Source organism: Myroides sp. DF42-4-2 (assembly GCF_030326445.1).
In the GTDB taxonomy this organism is placed as follows: Bacteria; Bacteroidota; Bacteroidia; order Flavobacteriales; family Flavobacteriaceae; genus Flavobacterium.
Genome location: NZ_JACAKI010000001.1, coordinates 99,802 through 122,162, shown reverse-complemented (window position 1 = coordinate 122,162; position 22,361 = coordinate 99,802). Strand labels below are relative to the sequence as shown.

The window sequence follows — 22,361 nt, the reverse complement described above, 5'->3', positions numbered from 1 at the left end:
GCACAATTTATGAAAGTTACTATAGACGGACATGAAATAGAAGTAGAACCAGGAACATCCATTCTACAAGCAGCAAGAATGATTGGTGGGGAATCTGTTCCACCAGCAATGTGCTATTACTCAAAACTAGAGGGAACAGGAGGAAAATGTAGAGCTTGTTTGGTAGAAGTTTCCAAAGGTAGCGAAGCAGATCCCCGTCCGATGCCTAAACTAATGGCCTCTTGTAAAACAGGGGTTATGGATGGTATGGAAGTAAAAAGCATCTCTTCGCCAAGAGTTTTAGAAGCGAGAAAAGCAGTAACTGAATTTCTTTTGATTAATCACCCTTTAGATTGCCCTGTGTGTGATCAAGCGGGAGAATGTGATTTACAAAACTTGGCATTCCAACACGGAAAGGAACAAAAAAGATATCAGGAAGAAAAGAGAACCTTTGAACCGGAGAATATTGGAGACAAGATCCAATTACACATGAATCGCTGTATCCTTTGTTACCGCTGTGTAAAAACGGCAGAACAATTAACTGACGAACGCGTTCACGGTGTATGTGGTAGAGGGGAACACGCGCAAATTTCGACGTATATTTCAGCAGCTATCGACAACGAATTCTCTGGAAATATGATTGACGTATGTCCTGTTGGTGCTTTAACAGACAAAACCTTCCGTTTCAAATCGCGTGTGTGGTTCAACAAACCGTACAATGCGCACCGAAACTGTCCGACATGTTCAGGAAAAGTAACCTTGTGGATGTTTGGAGAAGAAATTCAACGTGTAACAGCTCGCAAAGACGAATTCCACGAAGTAGAAGAATTTATCTGTAACTCGTGTCGATTTGACCACAAAGAAACAAGTGACTGGGTAATTGAAGGCCCGCGCAAATTCGAAAAATTCTCTGTTATCAATCAAAATAACTACACCAAGAAATTAGATCATGTAGTAATTAAAACAGAAAAACACATTTTAGAAGGACGCGAGCAAGATCGCAAGAAGATCAGTATGAAGGCTATCCCTTTGACGAACGAAGAATCTAAAGAATAAAACGGTAAAAAATGGATAAAGCTATTATTATAGATAAAGCAGTTATTATTGTAGTTGTATTCGCAATTACAATGCTTATGGCGATGTATGCTACGCTAGCTGAGCGAAAAATCGCAGCGTGGATACAAGATCGTTTAGGTCCAAACCGTGCAGGTAAAGGAGGGGTTTTACAACCTTTAGCCGATGGTTTAAAACTATTCGCTAAAGAAGAATACGAACCAACAACACCTAACCGATTCTTATTCAAATTTGGTCCATTCTTGGCGATGACATTGGCTTTAATGACCAGTGCGGTTCTGCCTTGGGGCGATAAATTTGTACTATTTGGCAGAGAAATTATTCTGCAAGCCGCAGATCTCAACGTAGGTATCTTATATGTACTTGCTGTTCTTTCTGTAGGAGTTTATGGAATTATGATTGGAGCCTGGGCATCCAACAATAAATACTCGTTGATGAGTGGTATTCGTGCCGCTTCTCAAATGATTTCATACGAAATTGCTATGGGACTTTCCCTTATCTCTTTGTTGTTACTCACGCAAAGTATGAGCATGAGAGAAATTGCCCTGCAACAAAGTGGAATGAACTGGAACGTATTTTATCAACCGATCGGGTTTTTAATTTTCTTAATCTGTTCTTTTGCAGAAACCAATAGAGCACCTTTTGACTTAGCTGAATGTGAACAAGAGCTAATCGGTGGATTCCACACAGAGTATTCCTCTATGAAAATGGGATTCTATTTATTTGCTGAATATGCAAACTTGTTTATTTCATCAGCTATTATCTCTGTGCTATTCTTTGGAGCCTATAACTATCCAGGAATGGCTTGGGCAGTTGAAAACTGGGGCGTAAATATAGCCAACGTATTGGGTATTATCGCTCTGTTTACGAAAATCTGTTTCTTCATTTTTGTCTATATGTGGGTGCGTTGGACTTTACCGCGTTTCCGTTATGACCAATTGATGAACTTAGGATGGAAAACCTTAATCCCATTGGCATTATTGAACTTAATCGTTACAGCTGTTGTAATCTTACTATTAAACTAATTAAACATGTCATCAACTAATACATATTCTTTATCAGGAAGAAAGAAGATGGTTTCTAACAAGAAACTGACTTGGAGTGAGCGCATCTACTTGGTTGCGATTTTCAAAGGAATGATGGTTACCTTAAAACACATGTTTAAGAAAAAGGTGACAATTTCTTATCCTGAACAAACGCGTCCATTTAGCCCAGTTTACCGTGGTAGACATACCTTAATGCGCGACGATGAAGGAAGGGAGCGCTGTACCGCTTGTGGTTTATGTGCTTTATCTTGTCCTGCAGAGGCCATCACCATGAAGGCCGCAGAACGCAAACCAGAAGAAAAACACTTATACCGCGAAGAAAAGTATGCAGAGATCTACGAGATCAATATGCTGCGCTGTATCTTCTGTGGGCTATGTGAAGAGTCTTGTCCGAAACAAGCGATTTACTTAACTAAATCTGGCGCGATTACCAAAGCAGATGTTACACGCGAAAACTTTATCTACGGAAAAGATAAATTGGTTATGCCTTTAGAGGCAGCTATTGCTAATACGAACAAACAGAATCAAGCGTAATTATGGTAGAGATTTTATTTTATATCCTTTCGACAATTACTCTCGGAAGTGCAGCGTTAACGTTGTTGAGTAAAAACCCTATTCACAGTGCCTTGTGGTTAGTTGTTAGTTTCTTCTCAATAGCGGGTCATTACATCCTCCTTAACTCTCAGTTTTTAGGTATGATCCACATTATGGTTTACTCTGGCGCAATTATGATTTTAATGTTATTTACCATCATGTTAATGAACTTAAATATCAGCCACGAAGTTTCAAAACCACTCATCTCTAAAGTAACCGCAACAATTGCCTTCTGTTTAGTAGGATTACTGTTGCTATCGATCACTTTAAGAGGAAATCAAGCGTACGAATTACAATATGCTAACCACGGACAAGATTTTCAATCGGTTCACGTGTTAGGAAAAGTATTATTGAATGAATATGTAGTTCCTTTCGAAATGATTGCAGTATTACTTTTACTAGCAATGATTGGAGCCGTATTGATTTCTAAAAAAGACAAATCTGAAAAAGCAGTATAATTATGGAAAATGTAATTGAAATCATCGGTATTGATAAATACATCTACTTATCTATTATATTATTCTGTCTTGGAGTGTTTGGAATATTATATAGAAGAAACGCAATTGTGATGTTTATGTGCATTGAAATCATGTTGAACTCAGCGAATATGTTGTTAGTCGCGTTTTCAACCTATCACCAAGACGCACAAGGACAAGTTTTTGTTTTCTTTACAATGGCGGTTGCCGCAGCAGAAGTTGCCGTGGGATTAGCTATCCTTGTATCGATCTACAGAAATATTGGCGCAATTGACATTGATAAATTAAAGAACTTAAAAGGATAATTCCTTATGGATACAAACGTAATTTTACTTTTATTATTAGTCCCTTTACTCGGGACTTTGGTTAATGTTTTCTTTGGAAAAAAATTAGGTAATGGTTCAGGAGTTATCGCAACTGTAGCAGTTTTAATTTCTTTTATCATTTCGTTATTGGCTTTTATCCAAGTAAACAATAGCAAACAGCCCATTGAAATAGAATTGTTCGAATGGATGGCCTTGGCTAACTTCAACGTTACTTTTGGCTTTTTACTCGATCAACTATCGCTTTTATGGTTGCTATTTGTAACGGGAATCGGTACCTTAATTCACTGGTATTCGACCAACTACATGAAAAATGACGAAAACTATGCGAAGTTTTTCGCTTATTTGAATCTATTCATCTTCTTTATGATCGTATTAGTTACCGGAAGTAACTTATTGATCACATTCATCGGATGGGAAGGTGTTGGATTGTGTTCCTATTTACTAATCGGCTTTTGGCATAAAAACCAGTCATATAACGACGCTGCTAAAAAAGCATTTATCATGAACCGCATAGGGGATTTAGGCTTTTTAGTTGGTGTATTTATTTTGGCTTTCTTATTCCAATCGTTGGATTATATGACCATTAAAGAGGCGTTAATGCAGGGAACGAACCACCAAATCAACATGTGGATTGGTTGGGCTGCTTTAGCTTTATTTATTGGAGCTGTAGGAAAAAGTGCGCAAATTCCATTGTACACTTGGTTACCTGATGCGATGGCAGGACCAACACCTGTTTCTGCGTTAATACACGCGGCAACCATGGTGACAGCAGGTATCTTCTTAATCACCCGCTTAAACTTTGTGTTTGACCTTGCGCCACACATACAAAATATTATCGCTATCGTTGGAGCTGTAACATCATTGTTCGCTGCTTCTATTGGTTTAGTGCAAACTGACATCAAAAAAGTATTGGCTTATTCAACAGTATCTCAATTGGGATTAATGTTTATGGCCGTTGGATTTGGTGCATATGAAATCGCAGTGTTCCACGTTGTAACACACGCGTTCTTTAAAGCTTGTTTATTCTTAGGCTCTGGATCTGTTATCCACGCTATGGGCGGTGAACAAGACATGAGAAATATGGGAGGCTTAAAGAAATTTATGCCCGCTACTTATGCAACCTTCCTATTGGCAACTATTGCCATATCAGGGTTCCCTCCTTTCTCTGGCTTCTTCTCTAAGGATGAAATCTTACTAACCGCTTTTAGCCACAATCCGGTCTTATATGTTATCGGATCACTTGCTTCAATTATGACGGCTTTCTATATGTTTAGATTGTTGTACTTGACCTTCTTCAAAAACTTTAGAGGAACACAAGAACAAAAAAATCACTTACACGAAAGTCCTGCAGCCATCACAGTTCCACTTTGGATCTTGGCTATATTGTCAGTGGTAGGTGGAGTTATTAGCTTACCTGGAAATAGCTGGTTGACAAGCTATTTAGAACCGATTATTGTAAATAGTTCCAATGCTCATCCACATGTGTTGGGTACAACCGAATACATCTTAATGGCTATTGCCGTTATCGGTGCTTGTATTGGTCTATTCATTGCATACAGCAAATACATCAAAAAAGGTGATCTTCCTCCTGCAGATGAACAAATGACAGGATTCCACAAAGTTTTATACAACAAATACTACATAGACGAAATCTATATGAAAGTAATTGTAAAACCAATTTACACCCTTTCTGTTTTCTTTAGAGACGTTGTTGAAGTCGTGTTGTCAGAAGCCATTTACGGATTAGGAAAAATAGCAGATGGGTTGTCTCTACAAGGGAAAAAGGCACAAAACGGAAATATCGGATTGTACTTATTCGCCTTTGTATTCGGAATCTGTTTGATGTTGTATTATTTATTCATTGCAAGATAATTTAGAGAGATGAACGTAACTATATTATTAATAACGTTATTAGTTGGAGCATTTGCTACGTTTGTAGCAAATAAAACACTTGCCCCTAAAATTGCTTTGCTATTCGGGTTAGTCGCATTTGTGGAAACAATTGCATTAATTTGCCAACACAATTCAGGAGTAAATACAGGTTTCACTACGCAATGGATTGCGAATCCTTCTATTCACTTTGCTTTAAAAGCAGATGGGCTGTCTTTAGCACTTGTTTTATTAACAACCATGCTGACCCCTTTAATCCTGTTGTCTTCATTTGGCAATCACATTGAAAAATCGAATCTATTCTACGGTTTAGTGCTGTTTATGTCATTTGCAATGACGGGAACATTCTTAGCTGCAGATGGATTTTTATACTATATATTCTGGGAGTTATCATTAATTCCAATCTACTTTATCGCTTTACTATGGGGGAACGACACCTTCGAAGCACGTAAAAAAGCAATTTTTAAATTCTTTATTTACACCTTTGCCGGGTCTCTTTTCATGTTGGTTGGGTTTATCTACCTATACCAAAAAGCGGGTAGTTTCTTACTTGCAGACTTATACAACGTAAGCTTAACAAGCAACGAACAGTACTGGATTTTCCTTGCCTTCTTTTTAGCCTATGCAATTAAAATTCCCGTATTCCCTTTCCATACTTGGCAGGCGTCAACCTATGAAAAAGCACCAACTGTTGGAACCATGCTTTTATCGGGTATTATGTTGAAAATGGGACTATACTCTATCATTCGTTGGCAATTGCCTATCGCACCATCAGCTGCGAAAGACTTAATGCCTACGATTTTAGTATTGTGTCTAATAGGTGTTGTATACGGATCTATTGTTGCGTTAAAACAGGCGAATATCAAGCGTTTCTTCGCTTATTCTTCCCTTGCACACGTTGGACTAATCGCTGCAGGGGCTTATACCCTAACCTTAGACGGATTATTAGGAGCAGTTTATCAAATGTTAGCACACGGTTTTGTCATCGTAGGTTTATTCTATGTAGCAGAAATTATGTACAATAGATTCGAAACAAGAGCCATCAATGAAATGGGTGGAATTCGCCAACAAGCGCCACAATTCGCTTCTTTGTTTATGATTTTGTTATTCGCTTCCATTGGTTTGCCAGGAACATTTAGTTTCATTGGTGAATTCAGCTTGTTATACGGACTATCGCAAATCAATATTTGGTACGCGATCATCGGAGGAACAAGTATTATTTTCGGCGCATTCTATATGTTGCGCATGTTCCAACGATCTATGCTAGGTGAAACGAATGCCAAAGTTTTTAAAGAGGTAACCCTAAACGAGAAGATTGTCTTGGGAATTTTGGTAATCACCGTAATTTTCCTCGGTGTTTACCCTAAGCCAATTACCGATTTAATTACACCAAGTTTGGTTGAAATCGTTTCCTATATTAAATAACAAAATTGAGATTCAGCTTATTCTGAAGCCATAATTCCAAAATATAAAAGATGAATACATTAATAGCAGTTGGCGTATTAGCGGTTATCGTTCTACTAGCAGAGATCATTAATTTGAGAAAATTAATCATCCCTGTAACCCTTGTAGGACTACTGGGAATTTTGGGTTACACACTTTGTAATATTGATGTGGTGGAGGCCCATTACAACAATATGATCGTGACCACTAAATTTTCTAGTGCCTTTTCTTCTTTATTTATTGCCCTAACTATTTTGTTAGTAGCCCTGAGTAAAGACTTCTATCAAACGCAATTTTCTAAAATATCAGACTATATTTCTTTAAAATTATTCTTGCTCATGGGTGCAATTTCCATGGTGAGCTTCGGAAATATGGCGATGTTTTTCGTGGGATTAGAAATCCTTTCTATTACCCTATACATCCTTTGTGGGTCTGACCGTACCAACATAAAGAGTAACGAATCAGCCATGAAGTACTTCTTGTTGGGCTCATTTGCATCAGGTGTCGTTCTGTTTGGAATCGCCTTAATCTACGGAGCAACAGGATCTTTTGACTTGGCTCAAATCGCCAAATTAACTACATCGAATCCAATGCCTGTATGGTATGCACTTGGGGTAACCATGGTGGTGATCGGAATGTTATTCAAAATAGCGGCAGTTCCGTTTCACTTCTGGGCACCAGACGTGTACCAAGGAGCGCCAAATATTACTACAGCTATGATGAGTACTTTGGTGAAAGTAACAGCTGTTGCTACCCTTTACAAAGTATCAATCAACCTATTACACCAAATGCCATCCCATTATACTACAGCAATCGTCATTATCGCGATCTTAACGATGACCGTGGGTAATATCATGGCCTTGCGCCAAGATAATATGAAACGATTATTGGCCTATTCAGGTATTTCACATGCTGGTTTTATGATGATAGCCCTAACAGCCTTAGGCAGTGCAACGCCTAATCTATTCTACTATGCAACGTCTTACGCTTTTGCAGGTATTGCTGCTTTTACAGTATTGACTATTGTAACCAAAGGAAAAGATAACGAACACATCAATAACTTCAAAGGATTAGGCAAATCTAACCCCCTTTTAGCGGTTATCTTAGCTGTTGCGTTATTATCTATGGGAGGGATTCCAATCTTCGCTGGTTTCTTCGGAAAATTCTTCTTGTTCACAGAAGCAGTGAAAAACGGATTCATTACCCTAGTGATCTTCGGGGTAATTAACTCATTTATCAGTATCTATTACTACTTGAAAATTATCATCTTGATGTTTGGGAAAAATCAAGAGGAAGAACAAGCTGAACCTACAGCTATTCTAGTGCCATTATCATACAAGATTGTAGGCCTAATCGCAGTAGCTGCCGTTGTAGTCTTTGGTTTATTCCCTTCCTTATTGTTGGGACTATTCAACTAAGAACAAATAAATAACAATTCAATAAATTACCGAAAGGCCAAGTATTCTTCCAGAAACTTGGTCTTTTTTTATGGTGTAAGGTGAAGGTTGAGAAAGAACAGTAAGACAAACCCAATAATCAAAGAATCAAACAAAGACCACCAATCTCATTAACAAAACAAATAACACTCATATTTTCAGTTAATTAAACACAATAATTTCACTAAAATAACTTATTTTTCTACACCAAAAAACAATTTTAAAAATTACTAATACACTAGCTCCACGGCGTTTGCTTGAGAGGAAAAAGAACTTGCTCAATATCTCAATCGTTTCGGCATTCCCTTTGGAACTGGTCCATGACCTAAATCGAAAATTATGAGTACAAAAACGTTACACCTTCTAATTTCAGAAAATGATTCACACAACCTTTCCCTTATTCAGCAATTGTATAACCACAACCCCAACTTTGAATCGTATGCCAAAAGTATAACAGCACTTTTCTACTACTATTTACACCACTGTACAGAACAAGATGATGAATTCTCCCTTAATACGGATGATGTAAAAGACGTACTCGAACTAGTTCACACCCTTACTAATTTGAAACAACCAACAAATTAGCTAGTAGAAGGATTGGAAATCTTCTGCAAAAAAAAACAGCAATAAACCCAAGTCTATTGCTGTTTTTTTTTATATCATCGAAGGTCATCCCCTCAACGTTAAAAGATCCTTACGAACACCCACAGTTTCCACTCCCGCAAGAGCCTCCACCCTTTTTATTGCTCTTTTTACCCCAGGCTTTCTTGATGAAGAACCCAATAGCAAAAAGCAATAAGCCGTATACGATAATCTCTTGATAATCCATTTCTTCTTTATTTTAAAAGTTGATAGGCTATAAACGCTGCCACATAAGCGAAAACCGTCATAAAAACCAATTGGTAAATTGTCCATTTCCACGATTTTGTTTCCCTGCGTACAATAGCCACGGTAGCAGTACACTGCATGGCAAACGCATAGAAGAACATCAAAGAAACCCCACTAGCTAAGGTAAATACTTTTTCACCTGTATCTGGCCATACCTCAGCAGCCATTTTTTGTTTAATACGCCCATCTTCATCGTTTTCATCTCCAGATCCTACATTGTAGATCGTTCCTAAAACTCCGACAAAAATCTCACGCCCTACGAATGACGACAATACAGCAATACCAACTTTCCAATCGTATCCTAAGGGTTTAATTACCGGTTCTATTGATTTACCTAAGATGCCGATATACGAGTTCTCCAAGCGGTAACTCGCTACATATTCACTCATTTCTTCTTCAGAAACGTTTTGATTTTGATGAGCTTGAGCCATGTGCTCCTCTGCATTTTCAAACTTATCGCCTGGACCATGTGCACCTAAAAACCAAATAATAATCGATAAAACAAAAATGATCTTACCCGCTCCCACAACGAAGGCTTTGGTCTTTTCATACATATTTGCCACGACATTTTTGATAATTGGCGTGCGATAATTTGGCATTTCAATAACGAAATACGATTTGCGCTCGCTTTTAATGTATTTACTCAACGCCCAAGAAGAAGCTAGAGCAGCTAAGAATCCAATGAAGTAAAACAACGTTAGCGTCAATCCTTGTAGGCTCAAAAACCCAAATAGACGCGTTTCTGGAATCACCAAAGCAATGATGATAATATAGACGGGGATACGAGCAGAGCAAGTCGTAAATGGCGTTACTAGAATCGTAATCAATCGCTCTTTGGGATTCTCAATATTACGCGCAGACATAATTGCGGGAATTGCACAGGCATTTCCAGAAATTAATGGCACTACCGATTTTCCACTCAACCCAAACGGACGCATCAGCTTGTCCATCAAGAAGACCACACGACTCATATAGCCTGTTTCTTCCAAAATGGAAATGAACATAAACAAGATAGCAATTTGGGGAATAAAGGGCATCACCCCTCCAATACCTGGTACAATACCATCAGCAATCAGGTCGGTTAATTTACCTGGTTCCATCACTTCGTGTACCCAAGAACCTAGATTAGAGAATTGTTCGTCAATCCAATCCATGGGAATACTAGACCACTCAAAAATCGCTTGAAACACAAGCATCATAATACCGAAGAAAATCAAATACCCATAAACTTTATGAGTTAAAATACGATCTACTTTAGTGCGAATATCCGAAGCCTTAATGAGATCACGCTTATACGTTTCTTTTAATGTATCATTAATAAACTGATAGCGTTTAATGGTTTTCTTATGTTGTAATTTCTTGATTTCACTGTCTGAAAGGTGAATTCCTTTTTCTTCGATGTCTTTCTTTCCAATATTGCCAATGACAATATCTTGAGAGTAGATCATCCACAATTTGAAAACAGAAAGTGTAGAAAAAGTCAAAGCCAACTGACCGAAGAAGGTTGGATCTACTGCTGTAGCGTTTAAACAAGGCTCAATCGAATAATGCTGATAACCTAAAATTGCTTGTTTTAAGTCTTGAATACCCATTTTTTTCTTGGCACTCATCAACACAATCTTGGTATTTAGCTTTTTTTCTAACGCAGCCACTTGAATGCTAATTCCTTTTTCTTCCATGTGATCCGCCATATTTATGACTAAAATCGTAGGAAAGCCAAGCTCTTTAACTTGGGTGAACAACAATAAGTTTCGCTTTAAGTTTTCAATTTCTGCCACAACTACGGCTACATCAGGATAGTCTTCATTGGTTTGGTCAAACAACAAATCCAAGACAATGCGCTCATCTTCTGAACTGGCGTTGATGCTATACGTTCCAGGCAGGTCAATAATCGTAGCACTTACCTCTTCGTCTAATTTGGTCGTTCCCGACTTCTTATCCACAGTAATACCAGGATAATTACCAATCTTGTGATTTAAGCCCGTTAAGGCGTTGAATACAGAGGTCTTCCCTACATTAGGATTACCTATTAGGGCAACTTTTATATCTTTTTTCATTTGTATTTCTGCTATTCTTACTTCAAATTACCCTCCAAGCTAACCACAATTTCTCGTGCTAATTCTTTGCGAATCGATAAATGCGTATCGTTAATGCAAAAATAAATGGGGTCTCCCAATGGAGCCACTTCTAATAGTTCAACAGGATTACCAGGTAGGCATCCCATTTCTAATAGCTTTAGAGGCACTTTATGAAGGTCAAAGTCAGCAATTACGCCCTTTTCGTTTCTTTTTAATAAGTCTAACGTTGTATTCACCTTATTTAGATTTAATTCACATTGCAAAAATAAACAATAATAAATCAAGTTAAACACAATTTTATTTTTTCTTAGTCTAAATACTACTCGTTCAACGCACTAATTCGCAAGTACAACATAAAAGTGTGGCTGGAATAAAATAAAAAAGACAAGCTATTAGGCCTGTCTTTCTATTGGTATGTTTCTAGTTATTTTTTCGTTTCTTTTTCGTGTTGATACAACCATTGAATATCTTCCCAAAGCTCCTCCATATTCTTGTTTTCTGGGTCTTTGGTATCTAAATTCGTTCCATCGTAAAATCCTCTAATTCGCCCTTCACTATCCACTAAGACGAAATTTTCCGTGTGTACCATATCATACATTTCCTCTGGTGAACCTGTTTTTACAGCTAAATACGAATTTCTAGCCATATAATAAATCTCACGCTTATCACCAGTAACTAAGTTCCAAATGGCATCATCAACCCCACGTTTCAACGCATATTCTTTGAGCACAGGTACACTGTCTATTTCAGGCGTTACAGTATGAGACAATAGCTTTACCCCAGGAAGCGTTTTGATCTTCGCTTGCAACCACTCCATATTATCTCCCATGATGGGACAGATGGTCGGACAAGTAGTGAAGAAAAAATCAGCAACATAAATATGTCCTTCGTAATCTTTGTTGGTAATGGTATCACCATTTTGATTGATAAAGGAAAAGGCTGCAATACGGTGCTTTTGTTTATTTGCTTCATGCTGAATTAAACTATCCACCATCTCGGGATTCACCATTGAAGGTGTATAAACAGGTAGGCTTTTTCTGTACTTTAACGCATTGTAAAACATAGCCATGATTACACAGCACATCAAAAAGAAAAATAGAAAGAAATATCTATAGCGTTTAAAAAATTGAAACATGATGATTTGAGTTTCCTACAAACTTACAAATTCCAACCTATAAATACGTTAAAGCTAGCTTAAAACAACTAGGTTTTACGGATGAGCCCCTTGTTGTTCTATGCCGTTATCCTGCTTTGAATTTTAATAAATCAAACCAAAAAACAAGTTTTACTCCTAAAAATTCAATTTAAAGGTTGAAATGAAAATTACTCAAAAGATATTTTCTATTTTTGTTTAAACTAGAATTAAAGTAAAATCTGAAATAAAATGAAAAAAAGAGTATTATTAACCTCTGGTCTAGCTCTAGCTTCATTAGTTGCTTGTAAAGACGGCAAAAAAGCTGAAGAAGTTGCAGATCAAGAGAATCATGGGATTAACTTAGAATACATGGACCTAAGTGTAAATCCTGGGGATGACTTTTTCCGTTTTGTAAACGGTACGTGGTATGATAACACAGAGATTCCCAATGATAGAACGCGTTGGGGAAGTTTTGATGAGTTAAGACAAAATACAGATAAAGATGCCTTAGCCATTTTAAAAGAAGCAGCTGATGCACATAATCTAGATGCTAAATCAGACCAAGCCAAAGCAGTTGCTCTATTTGAGTCCTATTTAGATAATGATACACGTACTAGTGTAGGTGTAACACCTTTAAAACCGTACTTGGATCAAATCAACGCGATTCAAACTCCTGCAGATGTCACTAAATTAATCAATGATTTAGCAGACGAGGGTGGATTGGGATTATATTCTTCTTATGTATATGCTGACGCTAAAAACTCAAATGAGAACACCGTGTATTTGAGCACTGGATCATTGGGATTACCTGATCGCGATTACTATATCTTGCAAGATGCTGATATGAAAGAAAAACGCGAGCAATATGTAGCACACGTAGCGCGTATGTTAGAAATGGCAGGTGAGTCAAAAGAAGAAGCTACTGCGGATTCAAAACGCGTATTAGCGATCGAAACAAAAATGGCAGAACCTCGTTTAACAAGAGTAGAACGCAGAGATAGCCGTTTGACTTACAATCCAATGACGATTACTGAATTACAAAAAACAACTCCAATCGTAGATTGGACCGCTTATTTTGATGCAACAGGATTGAAAAACATCGACAAAGTGGTGGTTTCTCAACCTAAATATATGAAAGCATTAAATGACATTTTATCAGCAAAAAACATCAATGATGTAAAAGCTTACTTAAAATGGACTTTAGTAAACGGTTATGCTAGTACCTTATCACCAGAGATGGAAACGGCAAACTGGGAGTTCTATTCTAAAACACTAGAAGGAGCAAAAGAACAAAGACCAGCGGAAGAAAGAGCCCTTGCAATTGTAAACAATACTATTGGAGAGGCTTTAGGTCAATTATACGTAGCTAAAAAATTCCCTGCTGAAGCGAAAGCAAAAGCACAGGCGATGATTAAAAACGTATTAACTGCATTTGGTGAGCGTATCAAAAACTTACCTTGGATGGCTGAAGAAACTAAAAAAGGAGCTTTAGAGAAATTAGCGACTACAACAGTTAAAATCGGTTACCCTGACAAATGGGAAGATTATTCTAAAATGGATATCAAATCTCCTGCAGACAAAGGAAACTATTTTGAAAACATGAGAAATGCATCAAAATGGGAAATAGCTAAAAACAGAGAAGACTACGGAAAACCAGTAGATAAATCTCGTTGGGGAATGTCACCACAAACGGTAAATGCATACTTCAATCCTCTTTATAACGAAATCGTTTTCCCTGCTGCAATTTTACAACCTCCTTTCTACGATTATAAAGCAGATGAGGCGATCAACTACGGTGGAATTGGTGCGGTTATCGGACATGAAATCTCTCACAGTTTTGACGACTCAGGAGCGCGTTATGACAAAAACGGTAACTTAAACAACTGGTGGACAGATGCAGATTTAGAACGCTTTACTGTTTTAGGGAATAAATTAGCAGATCAATACAGTGCATTAGAGCCACTACCAGGCGTTTTTGTTGATGGTCACTTTACATTAGGAGAAAATATCGGAGATTTAGGTGGAGTTAATGCTGCCTATGACGGATTAAAAATCTACTTAAAAGAAAATGGTGATCCAGGCCTTATCGACGGTTATACACCAGAACAACGTTTCTTTATTTCTTGGGGTACGATCTGGAGAACTAAAGCACGTGATGAAGCAATCAAAAACCAGGTGAAAACTGATCCACATGCTCCAGGCTATTACAGAGCTTTTGTTCCTTTACAAAACGTTGATGCTTTCTATGAAGCATTTGATATCAAAGAAACAAACAAGCTTTACATCAAACCAGAAGAGCGAGTGAAAATTTGGTAAAATAAATAAAAGGCTGTCTAAAAGCCTCAAAAAAATCAAACCCCGTCTAAAAATAGGCGGGGTTTTTCTATGGTATACGCTGAACGTTACACAATTCATGCATTATATACTTTCGCTTACTCTGGTTCTTGTAAATCCGCTAAAAACAGCTATTTTACTTTTAACCTTTCTCCTGAGGGTTATCCTTCCCTTGCCTCTAGGATTAGTCTAGTGTGCATCCATGCTGAGTCTATTAAAAATGTGGTTTTTCATGGACTTACTATGGACTCACCATGGACTCACTATGGACACAGCCCGAAGAGGAGCTGTCTCGTCCTACTATAGCTGTACAGCTATTGTTTATAATCCTGTCATCTTATAATCCAAAATAAACAGCAGTCAACCAAGCACTTGAGGTATTTATTCGAACCTAAAGTATTGATTTTATCCAACATTAAACACATAGTAGGACAATTCTATCCTAATTGCTATAGATTAAAAATCAACTTTAATCGCTAAAATTCGCTTTACTTTTAACTCATGCCTCATCCTGCTGAACTACTTTCAAAACCATCGGATCAATCTTCAGCAACCATTCGTAATAATCTTGCTGCCCTTTCAATTGATTTAGGTATTCAGCGATTAGATAATGGAGAACTAAATCCTTGTGACGGTCTAATTTAAAAAACAACTTATTCGTTTCTAGATGGCGTTTAAACTGTTCAAATTCTTTAGAATCGCCTTCGAGATTAGCGATTAATTCTGCCGTGCTCATAGCGTTGTATCGCTGACGATCTTTATCGATCTCCTGGAATACGTAATAGCTCACCATCCCAGATTTCATCATCATCTCAATTGCTTCTTCTCCGTGTTTTCTAGCAATAGGCACGAATAAATCCGGTACGATTCCACCACCTCCATATACGATTCTACCCTTTAGGGTTTTAAATTGCAAGCTATCTGCCACTTTAATACTATCTGCGGCATATAATTCTCCATGTTCATAGCGCGAACGGAAGTCGTTGTTGTAATCTACAATCCCATTTTTGTAATTCTTTTGAATAGATCGTCCAGAAGGGGTATAATAACGCGCCGTAGTTAATCGTATAGCAGAACCATCGCCCAACATCAACTCACGTTGCACCAAGCCTTTTCCAAAAGTACGCCTCCCTACTACCGTGCCACGATCATTATCCTGAATCGCTCCAGCTATAATTTCACTGGCCGAAGCACTACTTTCATTCACTAAAATATACAAGGGCTTAGCCGTAAACAAATTCGTACTCTTTGCCTTGGTTATTTTTTCTTGTCCACCACGGTTAATGGTTTTTACAATCGTTTGATCGGTCAGCAATAAGTCGTTCAAAATTTTGGTAGACTGATCCATATATCCCCCACTATTATCGCGTAAGTCAATGATCAATCCTTTAATATCTTGAGCTATTAGGGCTAGTAGCCCAACTTGGAACTCTTCGTGTGTAGTACTTGAAAACCGGTTGATTTTAATATAGCCATATTGGTTGTCGAGTTTAAGGGCAACATCCACACTTTTTAACGGAATTGGTTCCCGTTTGACTACAATATTTTGCCGTTCTTGTGTTGTTTTGCGGTAAACTTCTAGTGTGATTGGGGTTCCTTCTTCTCCCTTTAAAACGGAAGAAATGGTATCTGTTGATATTGCTTTGCCGTACAACAGCTGCTGGTTTGCGCTTAAGATTCGGTCACCCGCTAGCAGTCCCGCCTTACTCGATGGTCCACCTTCTAGGGGTTTGATAATTGCCAGTGAATCTTGATACAAATAGTACTGCACCCCTATTCCAACAAAACTCCCCTGCATGGATTCGGTCACCTCTTTCATTAAGTCTTTGCCGATGTAAACCGAATGGGGGTCTAATTGCTCTAATATGGATGTAACGGTACGGTCCACAATAGAATCTGTGTCTACTTGATCCACGTATTCCTGCTCAATAAAGTCCAGCAGACGATTGAGTTTTAACTTATTGTGATTGGTAAAAAAATTACTTTGTGTACGTTGAGAAGCCGATACGAGAAAACCGCCTAGGAGTACTCCTAAGGAGAGCGATAATGCAACGATAAAGGGCCAAAAAAACTTTTTCATCCTCGTCTTAGTCTAAATCTTCAATATGATCTACCTCAACACCGGCTTTGATTAAAAACTCGATGCCCGCCATATCTTTATAACCTTCTACATATACAACGCGTTTTATTCCCGCCTGATGGATTAACTTACTGCAATCGCGACAAGGAGACATGGTGATATATAAAGTAGCATCTTGACAGCTCTGCGTTGAGCTAGCCACCTTTAGGATTGCATTTGCTTCGGCGTGTAGAACATACCAATAGGTTTGATCGCGGTCATCTTCACAACAATTGTCGAATCCCGTGGGAGTTCCATTATATCCATCCGATATAATCATCCGATCTTTGACAATAATTGCGCCGACTTTTTTTCTTTTACAGTAAGACAATTGCCCCCACTCACGTGCAATACGCAAATACGCTTTGTCGTACTTAGTTACCTTAGGATTTGACATAAACCTCTATTTTATAACTCTTAATATACGACAAAAATACACATAAGTTTCACGTGACTCTCTATCCTCTTTTGAAATAATGCGATTATCGAGATCAAATCAAGTTTCCTCCCTCCAATTATATCAACCTCAACACCCCGTATCACGTCGTTTACCCAAATTTACAACTAGAATTATTTTTGCTTCATACACGCATTTTTAACCATATTTTTTGTACATTACTTTTAATTAACACCTTAAACCAATTAAAAACAAAAAATTACGAACTATGGCTTATTTAGATTTATATGACAGCGGCTTTAAAGAGCGTAACAAGGGGCACTTTGCCTCTATTGTGCGCGTTGCCTTGGCGAATGGAGATATCAGTGAAGAGGAGCTTAAATTCTTAAATGAACTAGCAGATAAGCTCGATATTTCAACTGAGGATTATGACAAAATCATGGCCAACCCTGAAAAATACCCTGTGAACCCTCCCTATTTGGAGATCAACCGAATTGAGCGCTTGTATGATTTAGCACGTATGGTATATGTGAATCACGTATTAGGTCCCAAGCAAAAAGATATTTTGCGCAAATTTACAGCGGCGTTAGGTTTTACTGGTGACATTGACTTAATTGTAAACAAGTCTCTCTCCCTTTTAGTACTAGGGGTTGACCTAGATACTTTTATTGCAGAAATTCAAAAAATTAGACGTTAAAAAAGGAGGGTGTCCCAAAAGGACACCCTCTTTTATTTTGTCTATGTCCCGTCCTGAACTAAGGATACACAACTTGTACAGTACAAAAAAAACCCACCTAAAATTAGGTGGGGTTCTATCTTGTTGGGCTTAGTAAACAGCCGCTATATATAATATCTCGCTTACACGTGAATGGCCATAAATTCTTCCGCTTTCTCCACCATGTTTTTGCTTCCACAGAAAAAGGGAACACGTTGATGTAGTTCTGTTGGTTCAATCTCCATGATACGTTGGTATCCGTCAGAGGCTCTTCCTCCCGCTTGCTCCATAATAAAAGCAATTGGATTACATTCATACAACAGTCTCAATTTCCCTTTTGGCGCTTTTGTACTTGTTGGATAAATGTAGATCCCTCCTTTTAAAATATTGCGGTGAATATCCGAAACTAAACTCCCGATATAACGCGCTGAATACGGACGATCTCCTTGCTCCTCTTGACAGTACTTTAAGTAGTCTTTCACCCCTTGCGGAAATTGAATGTAATTTCCTTCATTGATTGAATAAATAGATCCGTCTTCTTTAATTTTCATATCAGGATGTGACAGATAAAACGTTCCAATCGCTGGGTTTAAAGTAAATCCGTTTACTCCTGCCCCTGTAGTATACACTAACATCGTTGATGAACCATATACGATATAACCTGCAGCCACCTGATTTTCTCCTTTTTGTAAGAAGTCCTCTAATTGTACTGGCGTTCCTTCTGGAGTAACGCGACGGTAAATAGAAAAGATCGTTCCTACAGAAACGTTTACATCAATATTGGAAGATCCGTCTAATGGGTCGATTAAGACAACGTATTTGCTATCGTTGTCCCCTTTTTTTCCATGAATTGTGATAAAATCGTCTTCCTCTTCTGAAGCAATTCCACATACGATTTCACGATTTACTAGGGTGTTGATGAAAACCTCATTTGCGTAAACATCTAATTTTTGTTGCTGCTCTCCTTGTATGTTTTCTGCACCAAAAGCGCCAACGATATCAACTAAACCAGCTTGATTTACTTGGTGACTAACTACTTTTGCAGCAAGGCGTAAAGAGTTAATTAAACGAGAAAGCTCTCCAGATGAGTATTTAAAATGCTCTTGTTTGTCAATAATAAACTCCCCTAGGGTTTGATGTCTTTTTGTTGTCATGGAAAAATGATTCTTTTAGTTGTGTATTTGCTGTGCAAATATCGTTAATTTTGTCATTCAAATGAAGTTATTAACCATAAATCCGACAAAAGACATGAATGTTAGAACAGCTACTCCAGCTGACATGCCAGCTGTACTAAATTTAATTCAAGAATTAGCGACCTTTGAGAAAGAGCCCGATGCAGTAATCATAACAGTAGAGGATCTTATTCGCGATGGGTTTGGGCCCCAGCCCCTATTTCGTGTATGGGTTGCCGAACAAGACAGTGAAATTATAGGTATGGCGTTGTTCTACTACCGATATTCTACGTGGAAAGGAAAAACCATCCACTTAGAAGATCTAATCGTTACTGAAAAAGCAAGAGGAACAGGTGCGGGTCTTGCCTTGTACAAACAGGTGATTGCCCTTGCAAAAGAAGAACAAGTCAAACGCGTGGAATGGGTGGTTCTCAATTGGAATACTCCTGCAATCGAGTTTTACAAAAAAACAGGCGCTCATGTTTTGGAAGATTGGTATACCGTTCAAATGAATGAACAAGGAATTAATGCCTTTATTGCAAATTAGTTAGCTATGAAAATATATAAATTTGGTGGAGCGTCTGTAAAAGATGCAGACAATGTAAAAAACGTGGCTCAAGTACTGCGCACAGTAGGATATTCGGATAGTTTACTCATCGCTTCAGCCATGGGAAAAACGACCAATGCACTCGAAGTTGTTGTACACAACTACTTTCAAAATCGATTTGATTTAGCCGAATCCGTACAAGAAGTAAAAGCCTATCACTTGACTATTTTACACGCTTTGTTTCCAGATTTGGAACATCCTGTATACCAAGCAGTAGATGAATTATTTGAAACACTAACGTCCTTTCTGTTAAACAATAAATCGCCTAACTACAATTTTGTATATGATCAAATTGTCAGCTATGGGGAGCTCCTTTCGACAGTCATTTTACATCATTATTTACGCGCTGCCGGGATTGAAAACACCTGGATTGATGCTCGAAATTTAATTAAGACGGACACCACGTATCGCGACGCTAATGTACAATGGGACATCACGACCGAAGCTATTATTCAAGCCATCGATAAAAAAGAATTGTATATCACTCAAGGGTTTATCGGATCCGACTACAATGGTTTTTCCACAACTTTAGGTAGAGAAGGATCGGATTATTCTGCTGCCATCTTCGCTTATGCACTACATGCAGAAAGCGTAACTATTTGGAAAGATGTACCAGGTGTACTCAATGCAGACCCTCGTTATTTTGAAGAAACAACCCTCTTGGAACAAATTTCCTACCAAGAAGCCATTGAGTTAGCGTTTTACGGTGCCTCAGTGATACACCCTAAAACACTACAACCGCTGCGTCAAAAGGAAATTCCACTCTATGTGAAATCTTTTGTCAACCCAACCTTAGCGGGAACTTCTGTTTCAAAAGGAGCGGATTTAAAACCAGCTATTCCTTGTTTCATCGTCAAGAAAAATCAACTGTTGATTTCACTATCATCCAAGGATTTTTCATTTATCATGGAACAAAATATCAGCGATATTTTTAAGCTATTTTGCGAATACAATATCAAAGTTAATGTGATTCAAAACTCGGCTATTAGTTTTTCTGTTTGTGTGGAGGATAAATTCAACCACTTTGAAGAATTGCGTCAAAAACTAAACGATCAATATCGCGTGAGCTATAATGAAAATGTTTCCCTCTATACCATTCGCCATTTTGACGATGCTTCAGCGGATCGCATCTTACTCGATCGCACGCTTTTGTTAAAACAGGTGAATAGAGAAACCATGCAAATTGTCACCAAAGAATAAGTCCTATTTGGCACGGTAAATGATAGTACTCTTTTCGGGAATACACTTCCTGAAAAGAGTGACTTAGCCTAGTTTTTCTAGAAATTGCTACGTCACTAGTATACAAATCTTTCAAAACTAAGTGATGACTTTACCGTACAAAATGCCTTCGCACAACACGAAGTTTGGCTATCTCGATGCCAAGAGAATTGTTTATTCTGGATTTATAAATTCTGAAGAAGGTGTCCTTAAAGCAACTCCTGCGGGTGCCATAAACTTAAAATACCCCACACCAACCACTGAACGCGGAGTTAAATCTAATAAGTTTACCTCCTATGTTCACGGATTCTACGAAGTATATAGCAATGATACCGTGGAAATCCGAGTGCAAGTATCCGTGAAAGGGAACAATGACCTAAAAGGATATACATTGAGTTATTTGTATAAGGAAAATATACAATCTAATGGAAAAAGGATATTACTTATCAATCCTAACTTAAATAACTACCTATACCACGATTATTCCCTAATTGAACCAACGATTGTAAAACAGGGTATTTCCGTAATGAAATCATTTAAACTGTCCAATTTAAAAATTAGCAATTACAGTAAATTGAGTATCTATATTACCCTTCCGCTTCTCTCTGCTGCAGGTAACGATTTTGTCGAAACAAAACACGAAATTTTTCTGAAGAAAAGATGAAACATGCTACTGCACTTTTCCTTTGCATCCTACTCATTCATAGTTGCCAAAAAAAAGAATACACCTTAGACGATTTGGTGGAAACTAAAGGACTATGCTATATCAAAGACACCAACCAACCTTATACAGGAGAAGCACGAAGCTACCTAGGTAAAAAAGTATTAGCTGTTCATCTGTATCAACAAGGAGAACACATCCAAGCCACTACCTTCTATCCCAATGGAAACAAAGAATACGACATTCAATTTAAAAACAACAAAGAAAATGGCTTTTGGAGGTATTATTTTTACAGTGGCCAACTAAACTATGAGAGCTATCGAAAAGATGGTTTACTTGAGGGTAAATCAATTTCTTGCCATGAAAATGGTCAGTTGAAAACAGAAGCAACCTATAAAGATGACATTCAAATAGGGGAATCTAGATCGTATTATGAAAATGGAGAATTACGAACCAAGTATGATGCACTGGGTCAAGGTTTTTATTATTATAACGACGGAAAAATACTAAGGAAAAAAGAAAAAGATCAAGATGAAATTTTTTACAACAAAGAAGGAAAAGAAGTACCTTTTAAAGAAGTAGAACAGTACTATAAATGACAGAATACCCTTAATTTATAAAACAAAAGAAATCAATTTGGAAATAATTAAGACGCAACGTTAACCTCCCCTCTTCAATAGAGGACGTACAATATATGTCTATTTTACCTCATTCATCACCTGTAGATATCTTTGTTAAATATTATGATAAATACACTACTTTTGATGAATTGG

At 37.8% G+C, this 22,361-nt stretch carries 22 protein-coding genes; 15 read left to right on the top strand and 7 right to left on the bottom strand.

The genetic code is table 11. The features are described from left to right. Positions 1–9 precede the first annotated feature (9 nt). From HX062_RS00525 to HX062_RS00485, 9 genes are all read left to right on the top strand, one after another. Entirely contained in the window at positions 10–1,035 is a 1,026-nt protein-coding gene (locus HX062_RS00525; RefSeq protein ID WP_182625879.1) for an NADH-quinone oxidoreductase subunit G, read from the top strand. Between the two features lie 11 nt (positions 1,036–1,046). After that, positions 1,047–2,078 carry an NADH-quinone oxidoreductase subunit NuoH gene (gene nuoH / locus HX062_RS00520; RefSeq protein ID WP_182625880.1) on the top strand — a complete coding sequence of 344 codons (1,032 nt, stop codon included), beginning with the start codon at positions 1,047–1,049 and terminating at the stop codon, positions 2,076–2,078. A 6-nt stretch (positions 2,079–2,084) separates the two neighbouring features. Beyond that, positions 2,085–2,633: a NuoI/complex I 23 kDa subunit family protein gene (locus tag HX062_RS00515; RefSeq protein ID WP_182625881.1), complete on the top strand. Its 549-nt coding sequence runs from the start codon at positions 2,085–2,087 to the stop codon at positions 2,631–2,633. A gap of 2 nt (positions 2,634–2,635) precedes the next feature. Next, complete coding sequence (locus HX062_RS00510; protein ID WP_182625882.1) at positions 2,636–3,151, top strand: NADH-quinone oxidoreductase subunit J family protein; 516 nt, start codon at positions 2,636–2,638, stop codon at positions 3,149–3,151. Between the two features lie 2 nt (positions 3,152–3,153). Next, positions 3,154–3,474 (top strand): NADH-quinone oxidoreductase subunit NuoK, encoded by a 321-nt coding sequence (gene nuoK, locus HX062_RS00505; RefSeq protein ID WP_182625883.1) that lies wholly within the window; start codon positions 3,154–3,156, stop codon positions 3,472–3,474. 6 nt (positions 3,475–3,480) lie between these two features. Continuing rightward, positions 3,481–5,367, top strand: coding sequence for an NADH-quinone oxidoreductase subunit L (gene nuoL / locus HX062_RS00500; protein ID WP_286465846.1), 1,887 nt, complete (start codon positions 3,481–3,483; stop codon positions 5,365–5,367). 9 nt (positions 5,368–5,376) lie between these two features. Next, complete coding sequence (locus HX062_RS00495) at positions 5,377–6,810, top strand: complex I subunit 4 family protein (RefSeq protein WP_182625885.1); 1,434 nt, start codon at positions 5,377–5,379, stop codon at positions 6,808–6,810. A gap of 50 nt (positions 6,811–6,860) precedes the next feature. After that, complete coding sequence (locus HX062_RS00490) at positions 6,861–8,246, top strand: NADH-quinone oxidoreductase subunit N (protein ID WP_286465844.1); 1,386 nt, start codon at positions 6,861–6,863, stop codon at positions 8,244–8,246. Positions 8,247–8,603: 357 nt separating this feature from the next. Then, the gene (locus HX062_RS00485; protein ID WP_286465842.1) at positions 8,604–8,849 is read left to right on the top strand and encodes a hypothetical protein; all 246 of its coding nucleotides are present in this window, start codon (positions 8,604–8,606) and stop codon (positions 8,847–8,849) included. A gap of 109 nt (positions 8,850–8,958) precedes the next feature. On the opposite strand, the gene HX062_RS00480 is transcribed toward HX062_RS00485, so the two are convergent. The 4 genes from HX062_RS00480 to HX062_RS00465 form a co-directional block, all read right to left on the bottom strand. Further along, positions 8,959–9,093 carry a FeoB-associated Cys-rich membrane protein gene (locus HX062_RS00480; protein WP_182625892.1) on the bottom strand — a complete coding sequence of 45 codons (135 nt, stop codon included), beginning with the start codon at positions 9,091–9,093 and terminating at the stop codon, positions 8,959–8,961. A 7-nt stretch (positions 9,094–9,100) separates the two neighbouring features. After that, positions 9,101–11,209, bottom strand: coding sequence for a ferrous iron transport protein B (feoB, locus tag HX062_RS00475; RefSeq protein WP_286465840.1), 2,109 nt, complete (start codon positions 11,207–11,209; stop codon positions 9,101–9,103). 17 nt (positions 11,210–11,226) lie between these two features. Continuing rightward, complete coding sequence (locus HX062_RS00470) at positions 11,227–11,466, bottom strand: FeoA family protein (RefSeq protein ID WP_182625894.1); 240 nt, start codon at positions 11,464–11,466, stop codon at positions 11,227–11,229. Positions 11,467–11,654: 188 nt separating this feature from the next. Continuing rightward, the gene (locus tag HX062_RS00465) at positions 11,655–12,365 is read right to left on the bottom strand and encodes an SCO family protein (RefSeq protein ID WP_182625895.1); all 711 of its coding nucleotides are present in this window, start codon (positions 12,363–12,365) and stop codon (positions 11,655–11,657) included. A 249-nt stretch (positions 12,366–12,614) separates the two neighbouring features. Between HX062_RS00465 and HX062_RS00460 the strand changes: the two genes are divergently transcribed. After that, positions 12,615–14,681 (top strand): M13 family metallopeptidase, encoded by a 2,067-nt coding sequence (locus HX062_RS00460; protein WP_286465837.1) that lies wholly within the window; start codon positions 12,615–12,617, stop codon positions 14,679–14,681. Between the two features lie 517 nt (positions 14,682–15,198). Here HX062_RS00460 and HX062_RS00455 read toward each other — a convergent pair. Together HX062_RS00455 and HX062_RS00450 are read right to left on the bottom strand one after the other, a co-directional pair. Beyond that, the gene (locus HX062_RS00455) at positions 15,199–16,779 is read right to left on the bottom strand and encodes a S41 family peptidase (RefSeq protein ID WP_286465836.1); all 1,581 of its coding nucleotides are present in this window, start codon (positions 16,777–16,779) and stop codon (positions 15,199–15,201) included. A 7-nt stretch (positions 16,780–16,786) separates the two neighbouring features. Then, entirely contained in the window at positions 16,787–17,215 is a 429-nt protein-coding gene (locus tag HX062_RS00450) for a deoxycytidylate deaminase (RefSeq protein ID WP_182625898.1), read from the bottom strand. Positions 17,216–17,483: 268 nt separating this feature from the next. Between HX062_RS00450 and HX062_RS00445 the strand changes: the two genes are divergently transcribed. After that, a complete protein-coding gene (locus HX062_RS00445) occupies positions 17,484–17,912 on the top strand; it encodes a tellurite resistance TerB family protein (RefSeq protein ID WP_182625899.1) in 429 nt (142 codons plus the stop codon). 161 nt (positions 17,913–18,073) lie between these two features. Here HX062_RS00445 and fbp read toward each other — a convergent pair whose 3' ends face one another. Beyond that, positions 18,074–19,084, bottom strand: a complete 1,011-nt coding sequence (fbp, locus tag HX062_RS00440; RefSeq protein ID WP_182625900.1) for a class 1 fructose-bisphosphatase — start codon at positions 19,082–19,084, stop codon at positions 18,074–18,076. A gap of 94 nt (positions 19,085–19,178) precedes the next feature. On the opposite strand from fbp, the gene HX062_RS00435 reads away from it, so the two are divergent. The 4 genes from HX062_RS00435 (at position 19,179) to HX062_RS00420 (ending at position 22,187) form a co-directional block, all read left to right on the top strand. Next, positions 19,179–19,649: a GNAT family N-acetyltransferase gene (locus HX062_RS00435; protein ID WP_182626073.1), complete on the top strand. Its 471-nt coding sequence runs from the start codon at positions 19,179–19,181 to the stop codon at positions 19,647–19,649. 6 nt (positions 19,650–19,655) lie between these two features. Then, positions 19,656–20,909: an aspartate kinase gene (locus tag HX062_RS00430; RefSeq protein ID WP_286465835.1), complete on the top strand. Its 1,254-nt coding sequence runs from the start codon at positions 19,656–19,658 to the stop codon at positions 20,907–20,909. A gap of 124 nt (positions 20,910–21,033) precedes the next feature. Beyond that, the gene (locus HX062_RS00425; protein WP_286465834.1) at positions 21,034–21,591 is read left to right on the top strand and encodes a hypothetical protein; all 558 of its coding nucleotides are present in this window, start codon (positions 21,034–21,036) and stop codon (positions 21,589–21,591) included. Beyond that, positions 21,588–22,187, top strand: coding sequence for a toxin-antitoxin system YwqK family antitoxin (locus HX062_RS00420; protein WP_286465832.1), 600 nt, complete (start codon positions 21,588–21,590; stop codon positions 22,185–22,187). The genes HX062_RS00425 and HX062_RS00420 overlap by 4 nt, the downstream gene beginning before the upstream one ends. Positions 22,188–22,361 lie beyond the last annotated feature (174 nt).

Excerpts from the sequence above, each read along its gene's own strand:
- HX062_RS00525 (WP_182625879.1), top strand. The coding sequence starts at position 10 with ATGAAAGTTACTATAGACGGACATGAAATAGAAGTAGAACCAGGAACA.
- nuoH (WP_182625880.1), top strand. The coding sequence starts at position 1,047 with ATGGATAAAGCTATTATTATAGATAAAGCAGTTATTATTGTAGTTGTA.
- HX062_RS00515 (WP_182625881.1), top strand. The coding sequence starts at position 2,085 with ATGTCATCAACTAATACATATTCTTTATCAGGAAGAAAGAAGATGGTT.
- HX062_RS00510 (WP_182625882.1), top strand. The coding sequence starts at position 2,636 with ATGGTAGAGATTTTATTTTATATCCTTTCGACAATTACTCTCGGAAGT.
- nuoK (WP_182625883.1), top strand. The coding sequence starts at position 3,154 with ATGGAAAATGTAATTGAAATCATCGGTATTGATAAATACATCTACTTA.
- nuoL (WP_286465846.1), top strand. The coding sequence starts at position 3,481 with ATGGATACAAACGTAATTTTACTTTTATTATTAGTCCCTTTACTCGGG.
- HX062_RS00495 (WP_182625885.1), top strand. The coding sequence starts at position 5,377 with ATGAACGTAACTATATTATTAATAACGTTATTAGTTGGAGCATTTGCT.
- HX062_RS00490 (WP_286465844.1), top strand. The coding sequence starts at position 6,861 with ATGAATACATTAATAGCAGTTGGCGTATTAGCGGTTATCGTTCTACTA.
- HX062_RS00485 (WP_286465842.1), top strand. The coding sequence starts at position 8,604 with ATGAGTACAAAAACGTTACACCTTCTAATTTCAGAAAATGATTCACAC.
- HX062_RS00480 (WP_182625892.1), bottom strand. The coding sequence starts at position 9,093 with ATGGATTATCAAGAGATTATCGTATACGGCTTATTGCTTTTTGCTATT.
- feoB (WP_286465840.1), bottom strand. The coding sequence starts at position 11,209 with ATGAAAAAAGATATAAAAGTTGCCCTAATAGGTAATCCTAATGTAGGG.
- HX062_RS00465 (WP_182625895.1), bottom strand. The coding sequence starts at position 12,365 with ATGTTTCAATTTTTTAAACGCTATAGATATTTCTTTCTATTTTTCTTT.
- HX062_RS00460 (WP_286465837.1), top strand. The coding sequence starts at position 12,615 with ATGAAAAAAAGAGTATTATTAACCTCTGGTCTAGCTCTAGCTTCATTA.
- HX062_RS00455 (WP_286465836.1), bottom strand. The coding sequence starts at position 16,779 with ATGAAAAAGTTTTTTTGGCCCTTTATCGTTGCATTATCGCTCTCCTTA.
- HX062_RS00450 (WP_182625898.1), bottom strand. The coding sequence starts at position 17,215 with ATGTCAAATCCTAAGGTAACTAAGTACGACAAAGCGTATTTGCGTATT.
- HX062_RS00445 (WP_182625899.1), top strand. The coding sequence starts at position 17,484 with ATGGCTTATTTAGATTTATATGACAGCGGCTTTAAAGAGCGTAACAAG.
- fbp (WP_182625900.1), bottom strand. The coding sequence starts at position 19,084 with ATGACAACAAAAAGACATCAAACCCTAGGGGAGTTTATTATTGACAAA.
- HX062_RS00435 (WP_182626073.1), top strand. The coding sequence starts at position 19,179 with ATGAATGTTAGAACAGCTACTCCAGCTGACATGCCAGCTGTACTAAAT.
- HX062_RS00430 (WP_286465835.1), top strand. The coding sequence starts at position 19,656 with ATGAAAATATATAAATTTGGTGGAGCGTCTGTAAAAGATGCAGACAAT.
- HX062_RS00425 (WP_286465834.1), top strand. The coding sequence starts at position 21,034 with ATGACTTTACCGTACAAAATGCCTTCGCACAACACGAAGTTTGGCTAT.
- HX062_RS00420 (WP_286465832.1), top strand. The coding sequence starts at position 21,588 with ATGAAACATGCTACTGCACTTTTCCTTTGCATCCTACTCATTCATAGT.